The following is a 24317-nucleotide window of genomic DNA, read 5'->3' on the forward strand; positions in this document are numbered from 1 at the left end:
TCTAAGCACTATACCTCCTTGGTTAGAAGCTACGGGTTACGGCAGGAATTTATCATGCCACACTGCCCTCAACAGAATGGAATGATTGAACGTTTTATTCGTACGCTCAAAGAGCAATGTGTCCATCGGCAGCGTTTTGAGAGCATACAACATGCCAATCGAGTGTTAGCGGACTGGATAGGATTTTATAACCATCAACGCCCACACCAGTCCTTGGGCATGAAGTCACCCATTGAAGTCAGAGAGGCTTTAGCGGTATAAGGTGAGCAGAAAGTGCTGGGTCATTACATATATTAGCTGAGTTATCTCGTCGTTTAGATCTCAGTGAAAAGCAAACCGCCACCATCGCTACTGCCTCTATTAATGCTCGCTTAGCTGATTACTTGGTAGAGCAGGCAGAATTAATGAATTCTGATACGTATGAATTACCCATGAGTCGACGAGATCTGGCCTCCTATCTTGGCACCACACCGGAAACTGTCAGTCGCCGTCTAGGAGAGTTTGAGGAGGCCGCCTGGATTGTGCAAACAGGGCAGCGCCAAATCAAAATTCTCGATTTGGACGTACTTTTATTAGTACAGTAATAGGAGGTAATTAATTATCATGAAGCAATTGGAACTACTTATACCACCTCCTGTTATTGTTTTATTAAGTGGGCTTCTAATGTGGTTGTTAGCGCAACTTTTCCCTGTATTAAATGGTTCTTGGCCTGCGAATATTCTGATAAGCAGTCTATTTGTTGTGATTGGTCTCGCTATTGCGCTTAATGGCATCATGACATTTAAACGTGGCAAAACGACCGTCAATCCTAAGCGACCGATAGGTACGGCTCGCTTGATTAATACAGGGATTTATCGCTATAGTCGCAATCCTATGTATCTTGGTATGTTGTTTTTGCTGATGGCTTGGGCAGTGCAGCTGGGAAATATCATCTCAATCGTAGGTATCGTCTTCTACATCGCCTACATGACGAGATTTCAGATTGTGCCCGAAGAGCGTGCTCTACAAGCTAAATTCAGCGATGATTTTTTTGAGTATAAAAAGCAAGTGCGCCGCTGGTTGTAGTGCTGGACAGATCTCGCTCCAAGAAAATCAGTCGTATTATCCATCGCCTTCTATGAATCGGGTCTTTATGCTTGTCTGGCTAATTCTGTTTCAATCGCTTTCAGCATGGCGTTGACCCGGGGCGGTCGGTAGCGGCGTGTCGGGGTAGCGCCCATGACCCACATCAGTGCTACCGCAGCCGGATTGGCTACCGATCAGATGGTGTCATATTATCGCTCTTTTGCTCAAGGTGGTTTTGGATTAATTATCACCGAAGGTCTCTATACGGATGACAGGCACAGTCTCGGATATATTTTTCAGCCCGGAATGGTCAATGATGAGCAGGAGCGCTCGTGGAGCAAAGTGGTGAATGCCGTTCATCAAACCGGTTCGAAAATCATTGCCCAGATTATGCATGCGGGAGCCCTTGTTCACTGTAATCCCTTCGGCCATGATTCAATCGCACCTTCTGCCGTTCAGCCTAAGGGGGCAAAAGCGAAACGTATGAACGTGCCGGACCTTATCCTCTAGCGCGAAAGGCTACGAAAGAGGATGTTGCCAATGTGATTGATGGCTTTGTCATGACCGCTAGACGTGTCAAATCAGCGGGATTTGACGGTATTGAAATTCATAGTGCCAACGGCGGTTTGGGTGACCCTGCAAGAGCAGCCGAATTGATTGCAAGCGGACAGGCCGATGTGGTGGCTCTTGGAAAAGCTGCGCTAGCCAATTACGATTGGGTTAATAAGGTTGAAGCAGGGAAAGGTTTTCCTGCTGCTTATAGAATGGATTCCGGCAATGATAAAGAACAGGATTAGTAATATTCTTTATCCTATAAAAGCATGTGATGTAAGTGTTGGCATGGAGGGTGCTATACCGGATTTAAAAGGTAGTTATGGCGTCACCGACAGGAATCGAACCTGTATCGAGAGCTTCGGAAACTCTAATTCTATCCATTGAACTACGGTGACGAGAATGATGAGCAGCTATTTTAGCTCATTTAATCGTTAAGTTTAAGGAAACAATGCGGATTTTATATTAGATTTTTATTTTCACTTAGCGACTTCGTAATAATGGTTTTTCCTATAAGTCCTTATATGTCAAAAACTCGTTAATAAAGAATTAAAATTTGTGGGGATATAGTTATAATGTAGCGATGAGAGAAGAGAGGTAGGATTATTTTAAGTCTTTAAGTCTTTAAGTCTTTAACCTTTAAAGCTACTTATTACTAGTGCCTATTTATTTTTGTAATATCAAAGGGAAAATGCATATGAGTTCCACCGGTCAGCAAGGGCCTAAAACACCCGGACAAATGTTAAAAATCGGATCGTCTGTAGTGATTGTGCCGATTATCGTACTTATTTTTTTAATTAAAATGAATTTAGGTAGTGGCGGTGTGGATAGAGCTTCCATGGCACCCGAGATGGTGTTGTCTCGTATTGCTCCGGTTGCTTTGTATAATACCGGTGCGCCATTGCCTGAGCCTCAACGCGCAGTTGCGTTAACCGGGGAGCAAGTATATAACCGTCTCTGTATGACCTGTCATGATTCCGGTCTAAATGATTCGCCAATCAAGGGTAATGCTGAACAATGGGCCCCACGTATTGCTCAGGGTGCTGATGTTCTATTTAAACACTCTTTAGAAGGCTTTAATGCAATGCCTGCCAAGGGTGGCGACGCCAGCTTATCTGACGAAGAAGTCAAAAATGCGGTTGTCTTTATGGTTAACGCATCAGGCGGTAATATTTCTGTGGGCGAGAGTGGTGGCGATGCCGCTGAATCGGCTGAAGAAGCACCGGCTGAGGTAGCCCCAGCGGCAGCAGAAGAAGCGCCAGCTGAAGAAGCAACTCAGGCAGAAGAACCTGCTCCAGCTGCTGAAGAGTCTGACGCACCGGCTGAATCTGAAGCTCCAGAAACTAAGCCTGCAGATGATACTCCAGAGGCATCTGAAACAACAGAAGAAGCACCATTAAATCAACAAGTGCCTACACAAGAAAGTGTTTAATCTGCTGTTAATTCAAGCAAAGCGGCAGGCAGCACAAAACGATAACTAAATATTTAACCATCGGCTTTGTGTTAACACCTTAAAATTAAGCTCAAGAGTGACCAATACTATACGACTCTTGAGCTTATATTTTGTTAAAGCACACTATAAAGCAGTGGACCTATGGTGCTGATTAACAAGATTTTTGCTAGTCTTGTTAATGCCACTTTGCACTGCCGAAAGGTTCAGTTAAACTAATAGGCGAATTGCTTATTTAATTTTTAAGACATCTATTATGTTACAAGACCTTGATCAATTGACCGCCCGTGTCGAGTTGCTAGTTCAGCTGAGTGAGCGCTTAGCGACTGATCGTGATGAGCTCAATCAACAGATTGAAGCGCTTCATACCCAATTATCTGATACGCAGAGTCAGCTTGCCAGCAAGAGCGAAGAGCATCAGAGCTTAACTGCTGAATTGGCCCAAGCGACGCAATCTGCACAAAGCGAACAGCAGCAGATAAGAGCTGAAAATCAGCAACTAAAGCAGCAACTTGACTTGAGTCAGTCGGAGCTAAATTCCGCAAAAGCAGAGTTGCAGCAGCTAAGAGCTCGTTCAGAGCAATTAAAATCCGGTGTTAATCAAGCTAAAGAGCGTGTTGCCCATGTCTTAGCTAATATACCGGGCGGTGTTACGCAGGGAGAGGCCTAATGGAGCATTTAGAAGTAACCATCTTAGACAAAGAACTGACCTTGGCTTGTGAGCCTAGCGAAAAAGAAAAGCTCTTGGCGGCGGTTAAGCAGGCCAATGATCTGATGACATTAATTAAGCAATCAGCCGGCAATATGAATAACGAGCGAGTCGCCTTGATGGCGTGTATTCAGTTGTCATCTCAGCTGCTTTCTTCTGAGTCTACAGAGGGGCCATTCCAGGGTGTGTCATATGGCGATTATAAAAATAAAGTTGACCATATTAATGCCCTCCTGGATGATGGAATTAATCGCTTAAAGTAGTCTTTATTTGATGAGCTATGCTGCTTTTGAATAAAGTTTTTGTCTTTAAATAGCCTCTATAAAGTGCTATACTAAGTTAAACAAAGCAGCATTGCTTTAAAAGCTTTCCTGCGATATTCGTGACCTTGGTCTTTCATCTCTTACCGATGCTTATGGCTAAGGCAGTTAGTTCAGGTGCAGGAGTGAACCTCTCTTTGTCAGAGGATCCCAGAGCGCCATTACGAACCGACCGCCAACTTGAACTTTTTGGGTTCGAGATGCCGACCTAGACGGTATCGCGGGTAATTTCTCCCAAAGATTTCAATACTTCTCAAGTAAGTATTGAAATCTTTTCTTATCCAAACTCCATGCATTTTCTTCTATGCCGTTCCGGAGCTCTCGCCATGAATAATTTACAAGACAATATTTGGAATCAGCGTTTCAGCGGTAAGGAGTATTACTATGGGCTAGAAGCTAATGGCTTCTTAAAAGCAGCCAGCGCACATATTCCCAAAGGCAGTTCAGTTATCTCTCTGGGTGAGGGAGAGGGTCGTAATTCAGTTTTTTTAGCTGAGCAGGGACATCGCGTGACCGCGGTTGATATTGCTTTATCCGGTTTAAAAAAGACAGCAGAGCTGGCCACCAAGCGTGGTGTCAAGGTGTTGACGGAGCATGCTGACTTGAGTGCTTATGAGTTGGCAGAGAGCGCTTGGGGTGCGGTGATTAATATCTTTTGTCATTTGCCAAAGTCTGCTAGACAGCACGCACATCAGCAGGTCAAAAAGGGCTTGCAGGCGGGTGGAGTGTTTATTTTTGAGTGTTACAGTACAGAGCAATTAGCTTTTGGTACGGGCGGACCTAAAGATATTAATCTGCTCTATACGGCTGAGGAGTTGCAGCAGGATTTTGCCGAATTGGAGATTCTTCACTTGGCTAAAGTTGAGCGAGAAATTCATGAGGGTCAAGGTCATACCGGCATGTCATCGGTGATTCAGTTTATTGCTCGCAAACCATAGCCCCTATAACCTATACTCCGCCAATTTTTATCGAACTAATCGCGCTTTAGCTCACTCTAAGAATAACGAATGTAAAAAGGAGGAATTATGAAGCGATTACGATATGCGGTTTTATTGCCCGTAGTGTTATCGGGTACCTTGGCTTTTGCTCAGACAGATGTTGAATCTCAGCGTTTGTTTAGACCCGAACCGGAATCTTTTGTGCGTGTTGGGGCCGAGGCTTATCGCGAGGTACGCGAAGATAGAGCAAATGTGACGCTGACTAAGCAGTTGGATGGTGGGGACCAACGTGAATTGCTACGAGAGATTAATCTAGCCATGCGCAATGTGGTTGAACTGGGCAAAAACAATGGCGAACTGGAATTAGAAACAGGTAATTACGCTATCCAGCGTAACGTTCATTATAAAAAAGATACAAAAGAAATAGAAAAAATCACTTACACTGCGACAGGTCAAGTCATCGTGCGTTCACAAAACTTTGATGAGCTTTTGACCTTTGTTGAAGCAGCGCATGAGGATAGGTTGGTCGGTGATATCCGTTTTGATCTGTCGACGGACTTGCGCCGAGAAGTTGAGAAGGAAATCCTCCAAGAGGCGATAGCTGCTTTCCGGACAAAGGCAGATACGATTGCCGAGGGCCTAGGTTACACGGGTTTTGAAGTTAGAAATATTGAGGTCAAAGACTCCGAATCCGGAGTGGTTGTTCGACCTATGCGGGCTGCTACCATGTCACTTAGTAGGGCGGCTGACGCGACACCGTCACCCAGTGCAGCACCTCCATTAGAAGGGGGCAAACAAAAGGTTAGCGTTTCTGTCTCCGGTCAGGTTGTTCTGAAGTAATTTAATTTCCCATAGGATAAACACATGAAAATTCGTCACTTAGCTTTTTTATTACCCGCTCTGTTTGCCACTCAACTAAGTTTTGCTCAACAAAGTGAGGGCTCAGTTGCGTCTCATAGCGCTGACAGCCGACCGGTGATTAATTTGTCGGCTGATGCTTATAGAGAGGTGCAGCAGGATCGTGTGATGTTAACTTTATCAAGAGAGGAGCGAGGCGAAGAGGCTAAAGCGGTCGCTGACAAAGTAAATCAAGCGATTAATGCGGTGATGGAGAGTGGTAAGGGTAATGACAAGCTGGAGTTAAAAACCGGTAGTTATAATCTTTGGCCACAGCAAGAGTACGATGCAGAGGGTAAAAGAATCGCTAAAACGACGTATGTCGCTCGTGGTGAGGTAATTGTCAGCTCAGTCGATATGGTGGAAGCGACACGATTTATTGAAGCGGTCAGTGAGCAAATGAATTTATCTAATATTGCTTTTGAGCTGACCAGTGAGGTGCGTCGTAATATTGAAAATGAGATTCGTGCGGAGGCGATTCAAACTTTCCAAGAAAAAGCGCGTGCCGTATCTCGAGAGTTCGGCTTTGACAATTACGATATTAAGTATGTGCAGCTAAGAGATTCCACTAATAATATGTCACCTGTGCCACGCTTTAGCATGGCTCAGGCTGAGATGGCTCAATCGGCTAAGTTTTCCGGCCCTGAATTAGAGGCGGGTAAAGAGCGAGTCACCATTAGTTTGACGGGTGAGATCGCTTTATACTAATAGCAAATAAGATAAGACCTAATAGGATCATCGGTAGCGATAGCCACTGACCCATACTTAGGTTGAGGGCCTGTAAGCCCAGGTGGGTATCAGGCTCTCGTCCAAACTCGGCGATAAATCGGCAAATACCATAACCTACTAAGAAAACGGCACTCACGCAGCCTGTGGGGCGCGGTTTTTTTGAGTAAACCCAGAGCACAATAAAAAGTAAAACACCTTCCAAAGCCATTTGATAAAGTTGTGACGGGTGTCGCGGCAGCTGATCAGCCATGGGGAAAATCATCCCCCAGTTGCCGTTAGTCGGACGACCCCAAAGCTCACCATTCATAAAGTTACCCCAACGGCCGACGGCAAGCCCTAGCGGAATAAGCGGTGCGACAAAGTCACCGACTTGGAAAAACGTTTTGCCCTCTTTATGTGCAAAAAATAGCATCGCTAATAAGACACCGATTAAACCGCCGTGAAAGGCCATACCGCCATCCCATACAGCAAATATCTCTAAGGGGTGTTGTAAGTAGTAACCTAGCTGATAAAACAGCACATAGCCTAAACGCCCGCCCAGTACCACACCGACAATGCCGTAGAATAATAAATCTTCAAAGCGCTTTAAGCTAATATCAAAATGTCCCTGCTTGATGCGGTGTCGGCCTAAGAGCCAAGCGATAGCAAATGCCAATAAATACATCAATCCATACCAATGTATTTGCAGTGGGCCTAAGGAGATGGCAATCGGGTCAAATTGTGGGTGTTGATAAATCATGCGTTATACGTTGGAATATTATTAATCGGCTTATATCTTAGGGTAGTGTACAGGTCAATAGTTCAATGCTAGTTTTTATTGTTCGCTTTTTTGCCAGAAAATATCTGTACGCTTAGCCAAGCGATTCAGTTCGCGCGCCAAGACAAAGAAATAATCAGAGAGTCTATTAACTAATTGCATCGAGAGATCGCTGATGGGTTCTTCATTATTAAGAGCGACTAAGGCTCTTTCGCTACGGCGACTGACACTACGACAGATATGCGATTGTGAAGCTTCTTGTGTGCCGCCCGGCAGGATAAATTCTTTGAGTGGGGGTAGTTGCTCCAGCATGGACTCGATGCTTTGTTCGATTTTTGTGAGAATGCTCTCACTTAATGCATTATAGCCCGGGATGGCGAGCTCGCTACCTAAGTCAAAGAGTGCGTGCTGGATACTTGATAACAACCCTAGGTGCTGCTCGATTTCGTTGCTATTCATGTGCTGTAATTGGCTGATTAATAAGCCAATGTGACTATTAAGCTCATCCACCTCGCCAATAGCACATATACGTGGATGGCTTTTGGGTAGGCGTTGGCCGTCAGCCAGCCCGGTTGTACCGGTATCGCCGGTTTTGGTCACAATAGTGCTGAGTCGATTAGTCATGGTTATCAAATCAAATTGTTAAAGGGTGTAATTTGTAGGCTAAGCTATTATAGCCAAGGTGTCATCGCGTTAGAATACAATAAGAAACGAAAGGAGTGTTTGTTATGAAAAAGTTTTTAGCAGCCGCGGTGATGGGCTTAAGTGTATTGGGTGTCGCTGCAGTCGGTTCGGCTCAGGATGAGGCCTCTGCTCGCGGTGAAGTGCGCCGTCTTGATGCCTCTAAAGGCACGATTACCATTAAGCATGGTGCGATTAGCGATTTAAATTTACCGGCCATGACCTTGGTTTATGAGGCGGAGCCTGTGCTCTTGGAGGGTGTTCAGCCGGGTGACCAGGTGCGCTTTAAGGTGCGGCACGAGAATAATACCTACAGAGTGATTGAGCTTAAAAAGTAGCACTTATCAGCACTTAGCGCTCAACTCAATCATTATTAGACTGATAAAAATAACGCCATAGGTTGAATTCAGCCTATGGCGTTATAGTTGCTATGTGCTATGTTGCTCTATAAGCACTAGAGTATATAGCGAGCTAAGTCTTGGTCAATGGCGGTTTGGTTTAACTTTTCATTGACATAGTCCGGGTCAATTTTGACGACGGTACCAACCTGGGCAGAGGTTGCGTTAAAGGATAAGTCCTCAAGCAGCTTTTCCATGACCGTGTGGAGGCGACGAGCGCCAATGTTTTCGGTCGTCTCGTTAACATCAAAAGCAATTTCAGCTAAGCGTCTGATACCTTCATCGGTAAAGTGGAGATCTACGCCTTCGGTCGCCATTAGCGCTTTGTATTGCTTAGTTAGGGATGCATCTGTTTCTGACAAAATTTGTACGAAGTCGTCTGTACTGAGAGAGTCTAACTCAACACGAATAGGGAAGCGACCTTGTAACTCAGGGATCAGATCGGAAGGACGCGACAGATGGAAGGCACCTGACGCTACAAAAAGGATATGGTCAGTCTTGATGATGCCGTATTTGGTGTTAACTGTCGTACCTTCTACTAAAGGCAGCAAGTCGCGCTGTACACCTTGGCGTGATACATCGGCACCCTGAGTTTCTTGACGTGCAGCAATTTTATCAATTTCATCTAAGAAAACAATCCCGTTTTGCTCTGCGTTTTGGATCGCGTTATTACGGATTTCTTCCTCATTAATACGTTTGGCAGCTTCTTCCTCTACCAGTAATTTAAAGGCATTACGTACGGTGATTTTCTGAGGCTTTGTGTTGTCACGTTGGATACCGGCAAACATAGAGCGGAGCTGCTCGGTCATCTCTTCCATGCCCGGAGGGCCCATGATGTCTAGTGCTTGAGCGGTATTTGCGACAGCGATTTCGATTTCCATGTCATCGATTTGCCCCTCGCGTAGACGCTTACGGAAGTTTTGGCGTGCGGTGTTTTCTTCGCGAATCGGTTGGTTGTGAGCATCACGAGAAGGGGGAATGATAGCATCTAAAATACGCTCTTCTGCCGCTTCTTCAGCTTGGCTGCGTACCAGCTTCATCTCTTGTTCGCGAGTTTGCTTGACTGACATATCCACTAGATCGCGAATAATGGTTTCAACATCACGACCGACATAGCCGACTTCGGTAAATTTTGTGGCTTCTACTTTAATAAAAGGCGCATTAGCAAGTTTAGCTAGACGACGTGCAATTTCAGTTTTACCGACACCGGTGGGGCCAATCATTAAAATGTTTTTGGGAGCGATTTCGTTGCGCAATGGCTGCGGTACTTGTTGGCGGCGCCAGCGACTTCTGAGGGCAACTGCTACAGAGCGCTTGGCCTTATTTTGCCCCACAATGTTTTTATCTAATTCAGAGACGATCTCTTGGGGAGTCATTACACTTTCAGTCATGTTGGTACTCTATTTGGGAATTCGGTTGAGGATTAAAGTGTTTCAATCACGTGATTTTGATTGGTATAAATACATAAATCACCGGCAATTTCCAGTGATTTTTTAACGATGTCTGCCGGAGAGAAGTCGGTGTGTTGCAGTAGGGCAAGACCGGCTGATTGTGCATAAGCACCACCGGAACCAATGGCGGCTAAACTATGCTCAGGCTCCAATACGTCGCCATTACCGGTTAGTACTAGGGTGTGATCCTTATCGGCAACAATAAGCATGGCTTCCAGTTTGCTCAGCATACGGTCGGTGCGCCAGTCGCGGGTAAGTTCAACAGCGGCGCGCATTAAGTTGCCGGAGTGCTTTTCCAGCTTGCTTTCAAAGCGCTCAATCAGTGTAAAGGCATCAGCCGTAGCACCTGCAAAACCGGCTAATACGGTGTCATTATGCAGTTTGCGAATTTTACGGGCAGTGCCCTTCATGACAATATTGCCAAGGGTTACCTGGCCGTCGCCACCGATAGCGACTTCATTGCCGCGGCGAACACAAATAATAGTAGTAGCGTGAAATTGTTCCATAATAACGTTCAACTTTTTCTATAAGGGTTGATCGCTATGTGGTGCTACTACTATTTTTTTCAAGGGTGGGAATAAAGAAGAGGCAAATAAAAAAGCCCGCATCAACTCAATGAGACGGGTACATCAAACAAACAACACGCCATGTATCGGGCGTGCTGTCCTTTGCTTGGCAGGGGGTGATGATTAATCACCGAACTGCTTCTGACGCTTTTCGCGACGTTCCTGTGCTTCTAAAGAAAGATTCGCTGTAGGACGTGCTAATAAACGTGGAATGCCGATAGGCTCACCGGTTTCTTCGCACCAACCATAATCGCCTTCGTCAATAGAGACGAGGGATTGTTGAACTTTTTTGAGAAGTTTGCGTTCGCGGTCACGTGTGCGCAACTCTAATGCATGCTCTTCCTCGATCGTAGCGCGGTCTGCCGGATCCGGCACAAACTGCGTTTCGCGTAGATTGTCAGTGGTTGCATTGGCGTTATCAAGGATGTCTTGCTCTAAGTCTTTTAAGCGCAGTCTGAAAAACGCCAGTTGAAGATCGTTCATGTAGTCGTCTTCAGACATCGCTAGTAACTGATCCTCTGTTAATAATGCAGCTTGTTCTTCTAAGTTGTCGAGTGTTTTTTTAGTAGCTTTGGCCATTACGCTAATCTCCCAGCTAATAGTCAATCTTAGTTTATTTTGTTAAACAATTTTTGAGGCCCGCAAGAAAAATTTCTTTTGGAAGCTTTTTACCGATAAAAACTAATTTATTATACGGTTTTTCTTTACCCCAAGCTTTGCCCGGTTCGGTGCCTAACAGCATATGCACGCCCTGTAGCAGCATACGTTGCTTGATACCTTTGATATATAAAATACCTTTGTAGCGGAACATATCCGGACCGTAGAACTGTACTAAACCACTTAAAAACTCATCAAGTTTAGAAGGGTCAAAGGGTTGGTCAGAATTAAAAACAAAGGCACCAATCTCATCATCATGGTGGTGATGGTGTTCATGCTCGCAGTGGGCATCACACTCATGGTCATGGTCGTGATGATGGTGATGATGTTCGTGATCGTCTTCAGCTTTTAAGAAATCAGGATCAATCTCTAAAGCAGAGGTTAGATTGAAACCCTTCATGTCGAGTAATTCATTAAGATCCGCTTCACCAAAGTGAACGGCACTAATGTTGACACGGGGATTCATATTGATCAGACGTTTACGTAAGGTCTCGTACTCATTGTCGGTGACTAGGTCTTTTTTGGAAATTAAAATGCGATCCGCAAAGCCGACTTGTGCTTGGGCTTCGGTTTGTCGATCGAGAATTTCCATGCCGTGCTTAGCGTCTACGATAGTAATCACGCCGTCTAAGCGATAGTACTCAGCAACATAGTCATCCATAAAGAAGGTTTGGCAGACGGGGCCCGGATTGGCCATGCCCGTGGTTTCAATGATAACGCGATCAAAGGTGATCTCACCCTTTTCGCGTTTGGCACGTAAGTCACTTAGCGTATTAAGTAGATCGCCGCGTACCGTGCAGCAGATGCAGCCATTGTTCAGCTCAATGATTTGCTCTTCGCTTTCTTGTACTAACAACTCATTGTCAATGCTCTCGGGACCAAACTCATTTTCAATAACGGCAATGCGCTGACCATGAAACTCGGTCAAAATGCGTTTTAACAAAGTTGTCTTGCCGGCACCTAAAAAGCCGGTAAGGATAGTGACTGGTACCATACGGTCTGCTTGCTCTGCGGTAACTGCCATAAGTAAGCCTTCTTTAGAAAAATTAATAAAAGATTACATCACAGCTTTGCATATATAGCAAATAAAACAAGCTATTTTCGTATAAAAAACATGAGTTTCGGTCATTAAGCTGTCATAAATGATTGGAAACTAGGGTTTACACGTGCTTGTTGCTAAGTGCTAATGTAATCAACGTCGGGGTTGCTTCTGTTTAACTTAATTTGAATTGTCTTGCTGATTGCACTTAAGGCAGGTCGCGCGGATCTCGGTTTGAGCGCTGTTTTGCTTAAAGCCGGTTTGGCTTATTAATGCCTGCAGCTTGTGACTGACATCCGGTGCGTCGACTTCGGCGACTAAGCCACATTGAGTGCAAACTATGAGTAAGTTGTGGTCATGTCCGTGAATATCAAGGTCATTACAAGCGGTCCAGCCATTAAGCGCGTCAAGACGGTGGATAAAACCTTCTGTTTCAAGAAATTCCAAGGCGCGATAGACTGTTGCCGGCTTGGAGCTGGGGAAGTCTTTTTGCATGGCTTCGAGAATTTCATAAGCCTTCATACACCGCTCATCGGTGGCAATAATTGCCAATACCTGTTTACGAATTGGTGTCATGCGCTTGCCGCGTGATTCGCTAATTTCTTCAGCTTGCTGTAGAAACTCTTGAGTGGATAGCACAGGCTTAGTTAGGACCATAAAATCTGTATATTTTTTAAGTTAAGGATTGAAAAACAACTATTGATGTTATAACATAACAAAACAAGGTGGTTCTCTGTATAATACCATTTTATGATTTCAATGATTAAGAGTTGATATGAACCGTTCGGAAAGAGTTTTTACAGCCCAGCAAGTCCATGATATTGGTTGCCGTTGTCGTTCGTGCTTGACCATGTCTGCCCTCAAGCGTGCCGCAGCGGTTACGTCGGTTTTATTATTCCTCTGGGTAGTTGTTTTTGTGGCCATGGGCTGGAGTCCCAGTCAGTTTTTCTAGCTTCCGTTTTTGAACTGATATGCAGCACTTATCTTAACTAATAAGTGCTTTTCTTTTTTTAACCTATTTTTATTTTTAGCTTATAGGAAATTATGGGCAGAGACGTCTTGCGCCTAAACAATGTGACTTTGGCATGGGGTAACAAAACAATCTTGAGCGATATGAATGGTTGTTTTAAACAAGGTTCTTTTACCGCCATTGTCGGTCCTAATGGGGCTGGTAAGTCGACGTTAATCAAAGCGATTGCCGGCCAATTACCGGTTAAATCGGGTGAAATCACGATCGCAGAAGAGTTTAAGCGCGAGCTTTCTTTGTTGCCACAATACACCGAACTCGATCGGGACTTTCCGATGACTACCTTTGATTTGGTCAGTATGGGAATATGGCGAGATTTAGGGCCTTTTAAGTCGTTGTCCGGTGAGCAGCGTCATCGCATTATGCAGGCCATCGTTCAGGTTGGGCTGGTTGAGCAGGCTCAGGATTTGATTGGGAGCTTATCCGGCGGTCAATTGCAGCGAGCTTTCTTTGCTCGATTGTTGGTTCGTGATGCACAAGTCATTATTTTAGATGAGCCCTTTGCAGCGGTTGATGAAGATACGCAAGAGCGACTGCTACCCATTTTACAGACCTGGCACGAACAGGGGCGCACAATCCTTGTGGTCTTGCATGATGAAGAGTTAGTTAGGCGATTAGTACCGGAGACGTTAATTATCGGTCGCGATATCGTGGCTTGGGGGGCGACCGAAGACGTTTTTACGGTTGATAATATGCGTCAGGCTCAGCGCTTATGCCGCAGTATCTACTAGGGGAATGGCGATGTACGAATTGTTAGTTCAGCCATTTGTTGAGTATGCCTTTATGCGACGTGCTTTATTTGGAGCTATTTTTCTGTCGCTTATTGCTGCGCCTTTAGGTGTGTTTTTAATTTTAAGACGCCTGAGTTTAGTTAGCGATGCAATGACGCATGCGATTTTGCCGGGGATTGCCTTAGGTTTTTTCTGGGTGGGTAATTCTATCTTGGCGATGCTGATCGGCGGCCTGATAAGCGGCTTAGTCGTGGCTATGCTGGCAGGTTTTATGTCGCGTTATACCAGCTTAAAAGAAGATGCGAGTTTTGCTACTTTTTATTTGATTTCTTTGGGTCTGGGGGTATTGCTGATTTCGATGCGCGGTACCAGTGTGGACTTGATGCATGTGCTATTCGGTTCGATTTTGGCGATGAGTGACGAGTCGTTGCTACTCACCATGATCATCAGCAGTCTATCGATTTTGATTTTGGCCATCATTTATCGGCTATTGGTCTTAGACGGTTTTGACCCCGTTTTTTTGCGAGTTGAACTGGGTAGGCGCTCGCCGGTTTTTACTATCTTTATTATTCTCTTGGTGGTCAATCTGGTTGCCGGATTTCAAATTCTCGGCACATTGATGGTCGTAGGGATTGTCATCTTACCGGCGATTACCGCTCGTTTTTTAGGGCGTACGTTGGGCCTGCAATTAATCATCGCGCCATTGATAGGCGTTGTTTGCCAATATATCGGTCTAGTTATTTCATATGGCTGTGATTTGCCTGCGTCAGCTACCATTATTTTATTAAATGGCATGGTTGCTGTGCTGGCAATGCTTTTCGGTCCTTATGGTAGTGCGTGGAGGCGCTATCAATCCTGACTTTTCAACAACTAACACAAGGGAATAATAATGACATTATCTCGTTTAATATCAGCAGTAGCAATCACCTCGATGTTGAGTTTTGCTTCAATCAGTGCGACCCAAGCCGAGCCATTAAAAGTAGTGAGCAGCTTTACGATTATTGGTGATATGGTAAAAAACGTTGGCGGTGAGCATGTTGTGGTAGATAATCTTGTTGGTTACGATGTCGATCTTCATAACTTTGAGCCTAGGGCCAGAGATATTAAAAAACTTACCATGGATAGCGGCGTTAAGCTTTTGTTTATAAATGGTATGGCGTTAGAGCCGTGGATTGAGCGCATGCAAAATTCCTCCGGTTATAAGGGGCAGACCATTGTCGTAAGTGAGGGGGTTGAGGCAATTAAATTTGCTGATATTCATGACAATGAGCACGATCATGACGACCACGACCACGACCACGACCACGACCACGACCACGACCACGACCACGACCACGACCACGACCACGACCACGACCACGACCACGACCACGACCACGACCACGACCACGACCACGACCACGACCATGATCATCATCACCATGGGGAGTGGGATCCTCATGCTTGGCAAAACCCCTTAAATGCGGTTGTTTACGTAAATCATATTCTCCAAGCGTTAAAAACGACCGACCCGGATAACGCGACGGCCTATGAAGCAAACGCGGCAAATTATATCGCTGAGATCAAAAAGATTGATGATGAAGCAAAGCTGGCGTTTGCTGAGTTGCCTGAAGTAAAACGTCGCTTTGGAACAAATCACGAAGCATTTGCATACTTAGCGGAAGCCTATGATTTGGTTCAAATACCCGTCTTTGGTGTGAGTGGTGCCGAGCCTTCTGCTTCTCAGATTGCTGATGTACTCAAGGAGTTAAAGGCGCAACAGGTGAGTGCCGTGTTTTTAGAAAATACGGCTAATAATCGCTTAATTGAGCAGGTAGCGCATGATTCCGGTGTTAAGGTGGGTGGCACTCTAGTTGCAGATGCTTTGCAAAAAGAGGGTGAAGGTGCAACGTATCTTGGTATGATAAAGAAAAACATCCGGACACTTTTAGAGGCCTTAAAATAATTAACATATTTAAAAATTCACAGTTGATAGAGATGTTTTGCTTATATCGCCTGTGAATTTCAATTTGTAGAGGATAGACATGACGGCTGAGAAGCTACTTACAGCGCAAGAAGTTGCTGCTTTTTTACAGCAAAACCCCAGTTTTTTTAAAGAGCATGCTGATGTATTTCAGTCCATGGAGATTGAGGACGCCGATAGCGGCGGCACCTTATCTTTAGCTCAGCGTCAAATGCTGGATTTACGCAATAAATTAAAGCAGCAGGATTTTCATTTAAAAGAGTTATCTCTTTATGCGATGGAAAATCAAAATATCAGCCAATCAATCCTACAGTGGTGCGTTTATATGCTTGCCGAAGAGGAGTCCTCTGAGCTGCCGCAGCTTTGTGTCGAAAGTTTAGAGCATTGCTTTACGGGGCTAAAAGTAGCACTTAAATTATGGCCTTGTCCTGAGTATGTGCCGGCGAGATTCGGTGGTGTATCACCTGAATTAAAAAAGCATGTTGAAGCGCTTGAAAAGCCCTATTGTGGTCAGGAGTACCCAGAAGAAATAGATTCATGGTTTGAGGATAAACCTGCCTCCGTGGCTGTTTTACCATTAGATGATGAAACAGCTGTCATTGGTGTCTTGGTTTTTGCGTCAGATGACCTTGACCATTTTACTGAGCAAATGGGTCTCAGTTTTTTATTGATTATTTCAGCATTAGCTGGTGCGGCCTTAGGTCGCACAATGTTGTAATGTGTTGAGACTGTTTAGATGAAAGTAGTATTTGCAGGAACTCCGGAGTTCGCCCGTTTGGCTTATGCCGCCATTGTCGATGCCGGTTTTGATGTACCTTTAGTGATGACGCAGCCGGATCGACGTGCTGGTCGTGGCATGAAGTTGACGCCAAGCGCGGTTAAATTGGAAGCGCTTGAGCGCGGTGGTGAGGTTTTACAGCCGATTAGTTTGCGTCTGGATGGTAAGTATCCGGAAGATGCTGCCGCTGCACGAGCCAGTTTAGAGGCATTACAGCCTGACGTCATGGTGGTTGCAGCGTATGGCCTAATTTTGCCGCAATGGACGTTGGACTTACCCAAGTATGGCTGCTTAAATATTCATGCCAGTTTATTACCTCGTTGGCGCGGTGCTGCCCCTATTCAGCGCGCGATTGAGGCAGGAGATGAATACAGCGGCGTGGGCATTATGCAGATGGAAGCAGGTCTTGATACCGGTCCTATTTTATTAGAGAAAAAACTGCCTATTGAGCGCATGAATGCAGCTCAACTGCATGATGCCTTGGCAGCACTGGGGGCAGAGGCTATTGTGGATGCCTTAACTAAATTGCAGGCTAATGGCGCAGAGGCGTTTGAGCCGCAAGTGCAAGATGTCGCTGGCGTAACTTATGCAGAAAAGCTCACCAAAGAAGAGGCTATTTTGGATTGGTCAGAATCCGCAGAGGTACTGGAGCGCAAAGTTCGCGCTTTTACTCCGGTTCCGGGGGCCAAGGTGCACTTAGAGGGATTTGCTGAACCGGTTAAAGTTTTTTCTGCCGAATTACTCCTTGATGCCGAGGCGGCGGGAGCTGCGCCGGGTACGGTATTAGCACGTGAGCCTGAGGGGGTTGATGTGGCTTGTGGCCAAGGTGTGTTGCGCTTAAAAGAGCTGCAAAGAGCAGGTGGTAAGCGCCAAACGGCAGAGCAGTTTGTACTGGGTTGGCGCGAGTAAAGCAATTAAATAGTCCCAAGGCTTTGTGTCGTGTGCGCGTTGTTTTTGTTATCACACCAAAACAGTGCGCACATGACTAAATGAAGCCATTGAGATACAAGGCGATTAGTTATTCGTCGATTGTGTCTGCAAATAAATCATAGGCGTCTGCGTCAGTCACCACGCACTTTACTATCTCACCCGGCTTGATCTCATAAGGGCTGTCAACATACACGACCCCATCGATTTCCGGTGCGTCGGCAGCTGAGCGTCCAATCGCAATTCCATGCTCATTTAACTCATCAATCAAGACGGTAATGGTTTGACCGATTTTCTTTTGCAGTTTGTCGGCAGAAATAGCCTGTTGATGAGCCATAAAGCGCTCCCAGCGATCCTGCTTAACCTCTTCGGGTACGGGATCGTCAAGCTCATTAGCCGGAGCGCCATCAACCGGTGAATATTTAAAACAACCTACACGGTCTAGCTGTGCTTCAGTTAGCCAGTCCAATAAATACTGGAAATCCTCTTCTGTTTCACCGGGGAAACCCACAATAAATGTCGAACGAATAGTGATGTCCGGGCATTGCTCGCGCCATTTATGAATGCGAGCTAAGGTGCGATCCTCAAAGGCAGGACGCTTCATCGCACGTAAAATTTTCGGACTGGCGTGTTGGAATGGAATGTCTAAATAAGGCAAGATTTTGCCTTGGGCCATGAGCGGGATAACGTCATCAACATTTGGGTAGGGGTAGACATAGTGTAAGCGAACCCACACACCTAAATCGCTCAAGGCCTCACAAAGAGCAGTCATTTGTGTTTTGATAGGGCGACCCTGCCAGAAAGCTGTGCGGTACTTAACATCAACACCATAGGCACTGGTGTCTTGAGAAATGACCAGGATTTCCTTGACGCCGGCGTTGACCAAGCGCTGAGCTTCATCCATCACGTCATCAATCGGTCGGCTGACTAAACGGCCACGCATGGACGGGATGATACAGAAGGAGCAAGCGTGATTACAGCCCTCAGAGATTTTTAAGTAGGCATAGTGACGCGGTGTGAGGCGAATACCTTGAGGCGGCACTAGGTCGATGAAAGGATCGTGATCAATCGCCGGCGGTGCGGCTTCGTGTACTGCACGTACGACCTCTTCATATTGCTGAGGGCCGCTGACAGATAGCACGCTAGGGTGAACCTGACGGATTGCTTCTTCCTCGACCCCCATACAGCCTGTCACAACGACTCGACCATTTTCTGCCAGGGCTTCACCAATCGCATCTAAAGACTCGGCTTTTGCGCTATCGATAAAGCCACAAGTGTTAACAACAACGACATCAGCTCCTTCGTACGTGGAAGAGATTTCATAACCCTCTGAGCGTAATTGCGTAAGAATACGTTCAGAGTCTACCAATGCTTTGGGACAGCCTAAACTGACAAAGCCGACTTTAGGAGAGCTCATAATAATGCTAATCTATTGAATTAAGAATTGAATTTGAAGAATATAACAGTTAATTTTAGCATTTTAGAAGGTAAACTAGAGGCTAAAATTTTCATTTACTAATCTATGTCGAAAATTCCTTTATCTGAGCTTCTCGCACACAGTGCCAAAGTGATACAGCAAGTCATGGCAGGACAATCCCTAAACAGCTTATTGCCTATGGTCGATGATAGGTATAGGGGCGGTGTACAGGCTTTGAGCTTCTTTGGACTGCGCCATTGGAGTAGGGGATTGGCGCTTAGCGAGCAGTTGCTTAGTAAAAAAGCACCCAATCCTTTATTTAAGTCCTTGCTTGTTCTATCACTTACCTTGCTGAGTGCTGAGGATTTTTTGGCATTAGAGCAAGAACAAAACACTAGCGCAACCGCTGCTGACATGCCGGTTTATGATGCGTTTACCTTGGTTAATGAAGCCGTTAAGGCTGCTACGCTTAACAAAAAAACAGCTTCTTTTAGAGGTTTACTCAATGCATGCCTCAGGCGTTATCAGAGGGAGTTGGTACAGCTGTTGAGCAATGTTTGGCAACAAGAAGAGGTACGCTATAACTTTCCCCAGTGGTGGATTGATAAATTGCGCGATGCTTATCCGCAGCAGTATGAGCGCCTTTTGAAAGCTGCGAATCAACACGCATCCCTTTGTCTGCGCGTTAATCGTCGTCAAGGCACGATGGATGAATTTAAGCAGTCGTTGAACCAAGCGGGGATTGAAGCGGTACAGCTTGATGAGGATGCGCTCATGTTGCCGCAAGCAGTGCCGGTGCCGCAAATTCCCGGTTTTGCTGAGGGCCGTTTTTCAGTGCAGGACTTGGCAGCACAACAAGCGATTAGCATGTTGTCACTCCAAGACGGTTTGCGCGTGTTAGATGCTTGTGCCGCACCGGGCGGTAAAACGTCACATATGTTGGAGCATTATGATCTTGATATGACCATTTTGGATATCGATGAGCGGCGCTTGCAGCGAGTGCATGATAACTTAGAGCGTTTGGGTCTTTCCAAAAAATATCATCAGGATAATGACCACTACCATATCCGTAGCTTGGCAGCAGATGCAGCAGATACAGAGGCTTGGTATGATGGCCGACCGTTTGACGTGATTATGGCTGATGTGCCTTGTACAGCAGCAGGGATCGTGCGTCGTCATCCCGATATTAAGTGGTTGCGTCGGCCGGAGGACGTGGCAAAGACGTCAGAATTACAACGTACGATCGTCCAAGCGCTTTGGACTACTTTAAAGCCCGGAGGCTATTTACTTTATATTACGTGCTCTATTTTCCCCGAAGAGGGTGAGCTGCAGGCCGCTTATTTTTCAGAGCATTTGGTAGGAGCAGAAAGACTACCAGCCATAGGACAGATGTTGGCAGTACCCGATGAAAATGGCGAGATTAAGCATGATGGCTTTTTCTATGCCCTGTTTAAAAAGGCCAACTAGTTGATGCGTATCGTTCAGTCATTGTTCAGTGGTGCCAAACGGCTATTTCATTTATTAGCGTTTGCTGTCTTGATGGTGGCTTGCAGTCGGGAGTCTATATTTGAAGAGCAGAGTGGGCAATCGACTGCGACTGTAGAGGATATTCAGCTCGTGGGCTATCAGGTGTCAGATGATGGGACCAATGTTCAGCTTGAGATTAACGCGGATTTGGCAGTGCATTTAGATCCTGATTTGGTGAGCGCGGCGATGCGCGGTGTGCCTCTATATTTTGTCTTTGAAGTCGAAGTGATTGGGCCGGAATTATATGTTTTTGACAAGGCGCTGGGTTATCAGTCTCAGCAGTGGTTGATTAAGTATCAGCCATTATTAATGCAGTGGAGTGTGGATGATGGTAGGCGAGTCAATCAGGAAATTTCACTTGAGGATTCGCTCGGCCATATTAGCAACAACAATACGATCATTGTGCCCTTAGCGCAGCCTTTAGATGCAGAGAAGCAGTATGTCGCTAAGCTTAGACTGCATCTTGATACGACACAATTGCCGGGTGCTTTTCAGTTTAATTTATTTAATTTTCGCAGTGTTTGGTCACTATCCTCAGAATGGCAAAAGTTAATTTTTCGAATTTCAACGTTAGACTCCAGCGATTAATCGGTTGGTTTTTTAAACTGGGTTTAGCATTTGGGGTGATTGGATTAATCACCTTGTTACTGATGCTGTTTCGAGCAACTGATAACGTTTCCGGATTGACTCAACAATTTGATTTGCTGTTGATGCTTAATGGCGTGTTAACTCTGATCTTAGTATTGTGGGTGACAATTTTAATTGTTCGCTTGATACGACAGATACGTCGTCGCCAATTTGGCGCTAGATTAACCAGTCGTTTTGCCATGGTCTTTGCGGTGATGGCGGTGTTGCCGGGACTACTGATTTATGTGATTTCAGTGCAGTTTATGGCAAAGTCAGTGGAGTCTTGGTTTAACGTAAAGGTTGATAGTGCGTTAGAGTCAGGCCTGTCGTTGGGACGTGCTTCTTTAAATAGTTATGTACAAGACCTGTCGACCAGAGCTCGGCAAATGGCATTGGAACTGAGAAACTTTAGTGATGCCGATATTCCAATGGTGCTTGCTCAGCAGCGCGATTCCAATACGATGATTACTGATGCGTTGGTTTTTTCAGGGGCCTCCGGTACCCGTGTGATTGCCTTTGCCGGCACAGGGTTTGGTGGTTTTTTACCGGATCTGCCTTCAGCCAGCATCATGAATCAGTTGCGTCTATCTAATAGCTACGCCCAAGCCGAAATTATGCCGGATTCAAGCCCTGAGCAGCCCTCATTTAGAATTCGCGTTATTGTTCCGGTGATCGCTAATCAACTTCGCTATGATAGTTTGCTCTCAACTCAATCCTCATCTGAGACCTACTGGTTACAGGTGACGCGTGCTGTCCCTGAAAATATTGCCGTTAATATGAATGAGGTGCAGCAAGGAATTCGTGATTATGAAGAGCTGTCCTTATCACGTACGAGCCTAAGACGATTATTTACGATTACACTGACCTTAGCGCTGGTTATGACCGTCTTGGCTTCATTGGCAGTTGCGCTCAGTCTCGCTCGCCGTGTGGTGCGTCCTTTGTTGACGTTGGCCGAGGGGACACAGGCTGTCGCAGTCGGGGATTATAGGCCCTTACCGGAGCCCAATGTGCGTGATGAGATTACTCAGCTGACACGTTCTTTTAACGTGATGACGTTTCAGTTGGATGAGGCGCGACGTCAGGTGGAAACTAATAGACAGCAGTTGGAAAAGTCTAATGTCTACTTAGAAAGCGTGATGGCTAGCCTGAGCAGTGGTGTGATTGTTTTTGATACTCGCTTTAATGTCACCTCGGTTAACCGCGGCGCTAGCGATATTTTACGTGCTGATTTACGCGCCGCTTCGGGGCGGCCGCTTGAGTTTATTCAGGGGATAGGGGACTTCGCCAAGGCAATTCGTCATGCCTTTGCCAAGCACGCTGCGGTTGAGTCAGAACGAGCGTACTGGCAAGAGCAGATCGAGTTAAACTTCCATGAGGCCAATGAGTCCCTAGAGAGCCTTGAGCAGCATCGTATTAGTACTTTATTGATACGCGGTACGCGTCTGATGGTCGATCATCATTTCACCGGTTATTTAGTTGTTTTTGATGATATTTCTGAGGTGATGTCCGCTAGTCGTACTGTGGCTTGGGGCGAAGTGGCGCGTCGTTTGGCGCATGAGATTAAAAATCCGCTCACACCTATACAATTATCTGCCGAACGCTTGGCAATGAAGTTAGAGGATAAGTTGGATGAAAAGGATTCAGCAATGCTGTTGCGTTCGACCAATACAATTATCAATCAAGTCACCTCTTTAAAAAATATGGTGGATGACTTCCGTGACTATGCGCATACACCGCCAGCGGCTTTTACTCCGGTTGATATTAATGCATTGATTGTTGATATCGCTGTCTTATACGGTTGGGAACCGGGGCAAAAAAATAAAGAAGAACCTTTGGCACGTCAGGTAGAATTAAGTTTAGCGCCTGATTTGCCTCTAGCAGAAGCCGATGAGACACAACTGCGTCAAGTGATGAATAACTTGTTAGGCAATGCTCGCGATGCAATGGAGGGTCTCGATCTCCAAGGCGATGAGCCGGGGGTGAGGATTAGTACTAAGCTCCTTGAATCTGAGGGTGAGGCCAAGCAAAAGCAATATATGATTCGCATCATCATTGAGGATCGGGGTATAGGCTTTCCGGAGCATGTTTTGCAAAGCGTGTTTGAACCCTATGTCACCACTAAAAAGACAGGTACGGGCTTAGGTTTAGCGATCGTGCGTAAAATTATTGAAGAGCATAACGGGAACATTGAGATAGCAAATCGCAAAAATGGTGGGGCGAGAATATCAATTTTGTTAACTCGATTGGCTCCGCTTAAGCAAAAGTAACAAAGCGTGGTTATAATTAGGCAATGACATTTTTACAACAAACATGGACTTATAGGGAAATTAGGCTATAAGGTCTGGTTTCTTTGTTAAGCAACATATATTGAGGTATTTTTATATGGCCAAAATTCTGGTGGTCGATGATGAAATAGGTATTCGTGAGCTGCTGTCTGACATTCTTTATGATGAAGGGCACACAATTGAATTGGCAGAAAACGCCTCTGAGGCACGTGCTGCGCGTTTACGTTACCGTCCAGATTTGGTGTTACTTGATATTTGGATGCCGGATACTGATGGCGTGAGTCTACTCAAAGAGTGGGGTTCTCATGGTTTGTTAGACATGCCGGTAGTGATGATGAGTGGTCATGCCACGATTGATACGGCGGTGGAAGCAACTCGCATTGGTGCGGTGGATTTTTTAGAAAAACCGATCACGATGCAAAAGCTGCTCAAAACGGTACAGTCTTGTTTGTCTCGACCGGTCGTTCGCAAGGTGCCAACAGAGGCTCCGGCCGCAAAGACGGTTGCTGCTCCTAAGTCAAGTAGCGGTGCGGCTGCGGTAGAGGCGCCGGCTGCGGTGATGGAGCCGGTTGCAGCAGTTGCTCCGGTGACTGAAGATGAGCACATTACTTCCGGTATGCTGGGTCGAATCTCATTAGATTTGCCTTTGCGTGAAGCTCGAGATGATTTTGAACGGGCTTATTTTGAGTATCATTTGGTACAAGAAAATGGCAGTATGACGCGTATTTCTGAGCGTACGGGCTTGGAGCGTACTCATCTTTATCGTAAGCTGCGCCAGTTAGGCATTGATACCTCCCGTAAGCGTAAGACTAGTTAATCGCTAAAC

The 24317-nt window shown here is 45.7% G+C and carries 30 protein-coding genes, 1 tRNA gene and 1 other RNA gene; 23 read left to right on the forward strand and 9 right to left on the reverse strand.

Features of this window, described 5'->3' with window-relative positions:
- The 5 genes from B092_RS0106045 to B092_RS16025 form a co-directional block, all read left to right on the forward strand.
- A partial coding sequence (locus tag B092_RS0106045; protein ID WP_156813065.1) for an integrase core domain-containing protein occupies positions 1 to 261 on the forward strand: 261 nt, incomplete at its 5' end.
- Positions 262 to 359: 98 nt separating this feature from the next.
- Positions 360 to 584 (forward strand): helix-turn-helix domain-containing protein, encoded by a 225-nt coding sequence (locus B092_RS15850; protein ID WP_255313367.1) that lies wholly within the window; start codon positions 360 to 362, stop codon positions 582 to 584.
- Positions 585 to 603: 19 nt separating this feature from the next.
- A complete protein-coding gene (locus tag B092_RS0106055; RefSeq protein ID WP_018574359.1) occupies positions 604 to 1065 on the forward strand; it encodes a methyltransferase family protein in 462 nt (153 codons plus the stop codon).
- Between the two features lie 153 nt (positions 1066 to 1218).
- On the forward strand, positions 1219 to 1575 hold the full coding sequence (locus B092_RS16020; protein ID WP_026253640.1) for an oxidoreductase: 357 nt from the start codon (positions 1219 to 1221) through the stop codon (positions 1573 to 1575).
- Between the two features lie 50 nt (positions 1576 to 1625).
- Positions 1626 to 1862, forward strand: coding sequence for a hypothetical protein (locus tag B092_RS16025; RefSeq protein WP_255313355.1), 237 nt, complete (start codon positions 1626 to 1628; stop codon positions 1860 to 1862).
- 78 nt (positions 1863 to 1940) lie between these two features.
- On the opposite strand, the gene B092_RS0106070 is transcribed toward B092_RS16025, so the two are convergent.
- Positions 1941 to 2015 (reverse strand) — tRNA-Arg (locus B092_RS0106070).
- A gap of 299 nt (positions 2016 to 2314) precedes the next feature.
- Here B092_RS0106070 and B092_RS13830 point away from each other — a divergent pair.
- The 7 genes from B092_RS13830 (at position 2315) to B092_RS0106100 (ending at position 6639) form a co-directional block, all read left to right on the forward strand.
- A complete protein-coding gene (locus B092_RS13830) occupies positions 2315 to 3049 on the forward strand; it encodes a c-type cytochrome (RefSeq protein WP_018574360.1) in 735 nt (244 codons plus the stop codon).
- Between the two features lie 274 nt (positions 3050 to 3323).
- Positions 3324 to 3737: a hypothetical protein gene (locus B092_RS0106080; protein ID WP_018574361.1), complete on the forward strand. Its 414-nt coding sequence runs from the start codon at positions 3324 to 3326 to the stop codon at positions 3735 to 3737.
- Positions 3737 to 4039, forward strand: coding sequence for a cell division protein ZapA (locus B092_RS0106085; RefSeq protein WP_018574362.1), 303 nt, complete (start codon positions 3737 to 3739; stop codon positions 4037 to 4039). Before B092_RS0106080 ends, B092_RS0106085 begins: the two co-directional genes overlap by 1 nt.
- 102 nt (positions 4040 to 4141) lie before the next feature.
- Positions 4142 to 4327, forward strand: a non-coding RNA gene (gene ssrS / locus B092_RS15050) — 6S RNA.
- A gap of 95 nt (positions 4328 to 4422) precedes the next feature.
- Positions 4423 to 5034 (forward strand): class I SAM-dependent methyltransferase, encoded by a 612-nt coding sequence (locus B092_RS0106090; protein ID WP_018574363.1) that lies wholly within the window; start codon positions 4423 to 4425, stop codon positions 5032 to 5034.
- 87 nt (positions 5035 to 5121) lie between these two features.
- A complete protein-coding gene (locus B092_RS0106095) occupies positions 5122 to 5874 on the forward strand; it encodes an SIMPL domain-containing protein (RefSeq protein WP_018574364.1) in 753 nt (250 codons plus the stop codon).
- A gap of 24 nt (positions 5875 to 5898) precedes the next feature.
- A complete protein-coding gene (locus B092_RS0106100) occupies positions 5899 to 6639 on the forward strand; it encodes an SIMPL domain-containing protein (RefSeq protein WP_018574365.1) in 741 nt (246 codons plus the stop codon).
- On the opposite strand, the gene lgt is transcribed toward B092_RS0106100, so the two are convergent.
- Both lgt and B092_RS0106110 read right to left on the reverse strand, forming a co-directional pair.
- Complete coding sequence (gene lgt / locus B092_RS0106105; protein WP_026253641.1) at positions 6608 to 7396, reverse strand: prolipoprotein diacylglyceryl transferase; 789 nt, start codon at positions 7394 to 7396, stop codon at positions 6608 to 6610. The genes B092_RS0106100 and lgt overlap by 32 nt on opposite strands.
- 78 nt (positions 7397 to 7474) lie before the next feature.
- Positions 7475 to 8041: a cob(I)yrinic acid a,c-diamide adenosyltransferase gene (locus B092_RS0106110; protein WP_018574367.1), complete on the reverse strand. Its 567-nt coding sequence runs from the start codon at positions 8039 to 8041 to the stop codon at positions 7475 to 7477.
- 104 nt (positions 8042 to 8145) lie between these two features.
- Here B092_RS0106110 and B092_RS0106115 point away from each other — a divergent pair, with 104 nt between their 5' ends.
- Positions 8146 to 8436 (forward strand): copper-binding protein, encoded by a 291-nt coding sequence (locus B092_RS0106115; RefSeq protein ID WP_018574368.1) that lies wholly within the window; start codon positions 8146 to 8148, stop codon positions 8434 to 8436.
- 116 nt (positions 8437 to 8552) lie between these two features.
- On the opposite strand, the gene hslU is transcribed toward B092_RS0106115, so the two are convergent.
- The 5 genes from hslU to B092_RS0106140 form a co-directional block, all read right to left on the reverse strand.
- Entirely contained in the window at positions 8553 to 9887 is a 1335-nt protein-coding gene (gene hslU, locus B092_RS0106120) for an ATP-dependent protease ATPase subunit HslU (protein ID WP_018574369.1), read from the reverse strand.
- Positions 9888 to 9919: 32 nt separating this feature from the next.
- A complete protein-coding gene (gene hslV / locus B092_RS0106125; RefSeq protein WP_018574370.1) occupies positions 9920 to 10453 on the reverse strand; it encodes an ATP-dependent protease subunit HslV in 534 nt (177 codons plus the stop codon).
- Between the two features lie 183 nt (positions 10454 to 10636).
- Positions 10637 to 11092 (reverse strand): RNA polymerase-binding protein DksA, encoded by a 456-nt coding sequence (gene dksA, locus B092_RS0106130; protein ID WP_018574371.1) that lies wholly within the window; start codon positions 11090 to 11092, stop codon positions 10637 to 10639.
- Positions 11093 to 11126: 34 nt separating this feature from the next.
- A complete protein-coding gene (locus B092_RS0106135; RefSeq protein ID WP_018574372.1) occupies positions 11127 to 12194 on the reverse strand; it encodes a CobW family GTP-binding protein in 1068 nt (355 codons plus the stop codon).
- 195 nt (positions 12195 to 12389) lie between these two features.
- Positions 12390 to 12866: a Fur family transcriptional regulator gene (locus B092_RS0106140; RefSeq protein ID WP_018574373.1), complete on the reverse strand. Its 477-nt coding sequence runs from the start codon at positions 12864 to 12866 to the stop codon at positions 12390 to 12392.
- A gap of 118 nt (positions 12867 to 12984) precedes the next feature.
- On the opposite strand from B092_RS0106140, the gene B092_RS15605 reads away from it, so the two are divergent.
- The 6 genes from B092_RS15605 to fmt all read left to right on the forward strand — a co-directional run bounded on the left by B092_RS15605 (position 12985) and on the right by fmt (position 17617).
- Positions 12985 to 13161 carry a hypothetical protein gene (locus B092_RS15605; RefSeq protein ID WP_018574374.1) on the forward strand — a complete coding sequence of 59 codons (177 nt, stop codon included), beginning with the start codon at positions 12985 to 12987 and terminating at the stop codon, positions 13159 to 13161.
- Between the two features lie 92 nt (positions 13162 to 13253).
- A complete protein-coding gene (locus tag B092_RS0106150; protein ID WP_018574375.1) occupies positions 13254 to 13967 on the forward strand; it encodes a metal ABC transporter ATP-binding protein in 714 nt (237 codons plus the stop codon).
- A gap of 10 nt (positions 13968 to 13977) precedes the next feature.
- Positions 13978 to 14826: a metal ABC transporter permease gene (locus tag B092_RS0106155; protein ID WP_018574376.1), complete on the forward strand. Its 849-nt coding sequence runs from the start codon at positions 13978 to 13980 to the stop codon at positions 14824 to 14826.
- 30 nt (positions 14827 to 14856) lie between these two features.
- Positions 14857 to 15912, forward strand: a complete 1056-nt coding sequence (locus B092_RS0106160) for a metal ABC transporter solute-binding protein, Zn/Mn family (protein WP_018574377.1) — start codon at positions 14857 to 14859, stop codon at positions 15910 to 15912.
- 79 nt (positions 15913 to 15991) lie between these two features.
- Positions 15992 to 16648 carry a DUF484 family protein gene (locus B092_RS0106165; protein ID WP_018574378.1) on the forward strand — a complete coding sequence of 219 codons (657 nt, stop codon included), beginning with the start codon at positions 15992 to 15994 and terminating at the stop codon, positions 16646 to 16648.
- 18 nt (positions 16649 to 16666) lie between these two features.
- The gene (gene fmt, locus B092_RS0106170; RefSeq protein ID WP_018574379.1) at positions 16667 to 17617 is read left to right on the forward strand and encodes a methionyl-tRNA formyltransferase; all 951 of its coding nucleotides are present in this window, start codon (positions 16667 to 16669) and stop codon (positions 17615 to 17617) included.
- Between the two features lie 109 nt (positions 17618 to 17726).
- Here the strand turns inward: fmt and rimO are convergent, their stop codons facing one another.
- On the reverse strand, positions 17727 to 19052 hold the full coding sequence (gene rimO, locus B092_RS0106175; protein WP_018574380.1) for a 30S ribosomal protein S12 methylthiotransferase RimO: 1326 nt from the start codon (positions 19050 to 19052) through the stop codon (positions 17727 to 17729).
- Between the two features lie 105 nt (positions 19053 to 19157).
- On the opposite strand from rimO, the gene rsmB reads away from it, so the two are divergent.
- The 4 genes from rsmB to B092_RS0106195 all read left to right on the forward strand — a co-directional run bounded on the left by rsmB (position 19158) and on the right by B092_RS0106195 (position 24308).
- On the forward strand, positions 19158 to 20519 hold the full coding sequence (rsmB, locus tag B092_RS0106180) for a 16S rRNA (cytosine(967)-C(5))-methyltransferase RsmB (protein ID WP_026253644.1): 1362 nt from the start codon (positions 19158 to 19160) through the stop codon (positions 20517 to 20519).
- A 3-nt stretch (positions 20520 to 20522) separates the two neighbouring features.
- Complete coding sequence (locus B092_RS0106185) at positions 20523 to 21167, forward strand: DUF4390 domain-containing protein (protein ID WP_018574382.1); 645 nt, start codon at positions 20523 to 20525, stop codon at positions 21165 to 21167.
- Entirely contained in the window at positions 21167 to 23473 is a 2307-nt protein-coding gene (locus B092_RS13835; RefSeq protein ID WP_051077717.1) for a sensor histidine kinase, read from the forward strand. Before B092_RS0106185 ends, B092_RS13835 begins: the two co-directional genes overlap by 1 nt.
- 115 nt (positions 23474 to 23588) lie before the next feature.
- Positions 23589 to 24308: a response regulator gene (locus B092_RS0106195; RefSeq protein ID WP_018574384.1), complete on the forward strand. Its 720-nt coding sequence runs from the start codon at positions 23589 to 23591 to the stop codon at positions 24306 to 24308.
- Positions 24309 to 24317 lie beyond the last annotated feature (9 nt).

The organism is Oligella ureolytica DSM 18253, from assembly GCF_000373745.1.
GTDB classification, from domain to species: Bacteria; Pseudomonadota; Gammaproteobacteria; order Burkholderiales; family Burkholderiaceae_B; genus Oligella; species Oligella ureolytica.

Excerpts from the sequence above, each read along its gene's own strand:
- B092_RS0106165 (WP_018574378.1), top strand. The coding sequence starts at position 15,992 with ATGACGGCTGAGAAGCTACTTACAGCGCAAGAAGTTGCTGCTTTTTTA.
- dksA (WP_018574371.1), bottom strand. The coding sequence starts at position 11,092 with ATGGCCAAAGCTACTAAAAAAACACTCGACAACTTAGAAGAACAAGCT.
- B092_RS0106140 (WP_018574373.1), bottom strand. The coding sequence starts at position 12,866 with ATGGTCCTAACTAAGCCTGTGCTATCCACTCAAGAGTTTCTACAGCAA.
- B092_RS15605 (WP_018574374.1), top strand. The coding sequence starts at position 12,985 with ATGAACCGTTCGGAAAGAGTTTTTACAGCCCAGCAAGTCCATGATATT.
- B092_RS0106110 (WP_018574367.1), bottom strand. The coding sequence starts at position 8,041 with ATGACTAATCGACTCAGCACTATTGTGACCAAAACCGGCGATACCGGT.
- B092_RS0106160 (WP_018574377.1), top strand. The coding sequence starts at position 14,857 with ATGACATTATCTCGTTTAATATCAGCAGTAGCAATCACCTCGATGTTG.
- B092_RS0106115 (WP_018574368.1), top strand. The coding sequence starts at position 8,146 with ATGAAAAAGTTTTTAGCAGCCGCGGTGATGGGCTTAAGTGTATTGGGT.
- B092_RS16025 (WP_255313355.1), top strand. The coding sequence starts at position 1,626 with ATGACCGCTAGACGTGTCAAATCAGCGGGATTTGACGGTATTGAAATT.
- B092_RS0106195 (WP_018574384.1), top strand. The coding sequence starts at position 23,589 with ATGGCCAAAATTCTGGTGGTCGATGATGAAATAGGTATTCGTGAGCTG.
- fmt (WP_018574379.1), top strand. The coding sequence starts at position 16,667 with ATGAAAGTAGTATTTGCAGGAACTCCGGAGTTCGCCCGTTTGGCTTAT.
- B092_RS16020 (WP_026253640.1), top strand. The coding sequence starts at position 1,219 with ATGACCCACATCAGTGCTACCGCAGCCGGATTGGCTACCGATCAGATG.
- B092_RS0106080 (WP_018574361.1), top strand. The coding sequence starts at position 3,324 with ATGTTACAAGACCTTGATCAATTGACCGCCCGTGTCGAGTTGCTAGTT.
- B092_RS0106055 (WP_018574359.1), top strand. The coding sequence starts at position 604 with ATGAAGCAATTGGAACTACTTATACCACCTCCTGTTATTGTTTTATTA.
- rimO (WP_018574380.1), bottom strand. The coding sequence starts at position 19,052 with ATGAGCTCTCCTAAAGTCGGCTTTGTCAGTTTAGGCTGTCCCAAAGCA.
- B092_RS0106185 (WP_018574382.1), top strand. The coding sequence starts at position 20,523 with ATGCGTATCGTTCAGTCATTGTTCAGTGGTGCCAAACGGCTATTTCAT.
- B092_RS0106155 (WP_018574376.1), top strand. The coding sequence starts at position 13,978 with ATGTACGAATTGTTAGTTCAGCCATTTGTTGAGTATGCCTTTATGCGA.
- B092_RS0106095 (WP_018574364.1), top strand. The coding sequence starts at position 5,122 with ATGAAGCGATTACGATATGCGGTTTTATTGCCCGTAGTGTTATCGGGT.
- hslV (WP_018574370.1), bottom strand. The coding sequence starts at position 10,453 with ATGGAACAATTTCACGCTACTACTATTATTTGTGTTCGCCGCGGCAAT.
- B092_RS0106100 (WP_018574365.1), top strand. The coding sequence starts at position 5,899 with ATGAAAATTCGTCACTTAGCTTTTTTATTACCCGCTCTGTTTGCCACT.
- B092_RS0106090 (WP_018574363.1), top strand. The coding sequence starts at position 4,423 with ATGAATAATTTACAAGACAATATTTGGAATCAGCGTTTCAGCGGTAAG.
- hslU (WP_018574369.1), bottom strand. The coding sequence starts at position 9,887 with ATGACTGAAAGTGTAATGACTCCCCAAGAGATCGTCTCTGAATTAGAT.
- B092_RS13830 (WP_018574360.1), top strand. The coding sequence starts at position 2,315 with ATGAGTTCCACCGGTCAGCAAGGGCCTAAAACACCCGGACAAATGTTA.
- B092_RS0106085 (WP_018574362.1), top strand. The coding sequence starts at position 3,737 with ATGGAGCATTTAGAAGTAACCATCTTAGACAAAGAACTGACCTTGGCT.
- B092_RS0106150 (WP_018574375.1), top strand. The coding sequence starts at position 13,254 with ATGGGCAGAGACGTCTTGCGCCTAAACAATGTGACTTTGGCATGGGGT.
- B092_RS0106135 (WP_018574372.1), bottom strand. The coding sequence starts at position 12,194 with ATGGCAGTTACCGCAGAGCAAGCAGACCGTATGGTACCAGTCACTATC.
- rsmB (WP_026253644.1), top strand. The coding sequence starts at position 19,158 with ATGTCGAAAATTCCTTTATCTGAGCTTCTCGCACACAGTGCCAAAGTG.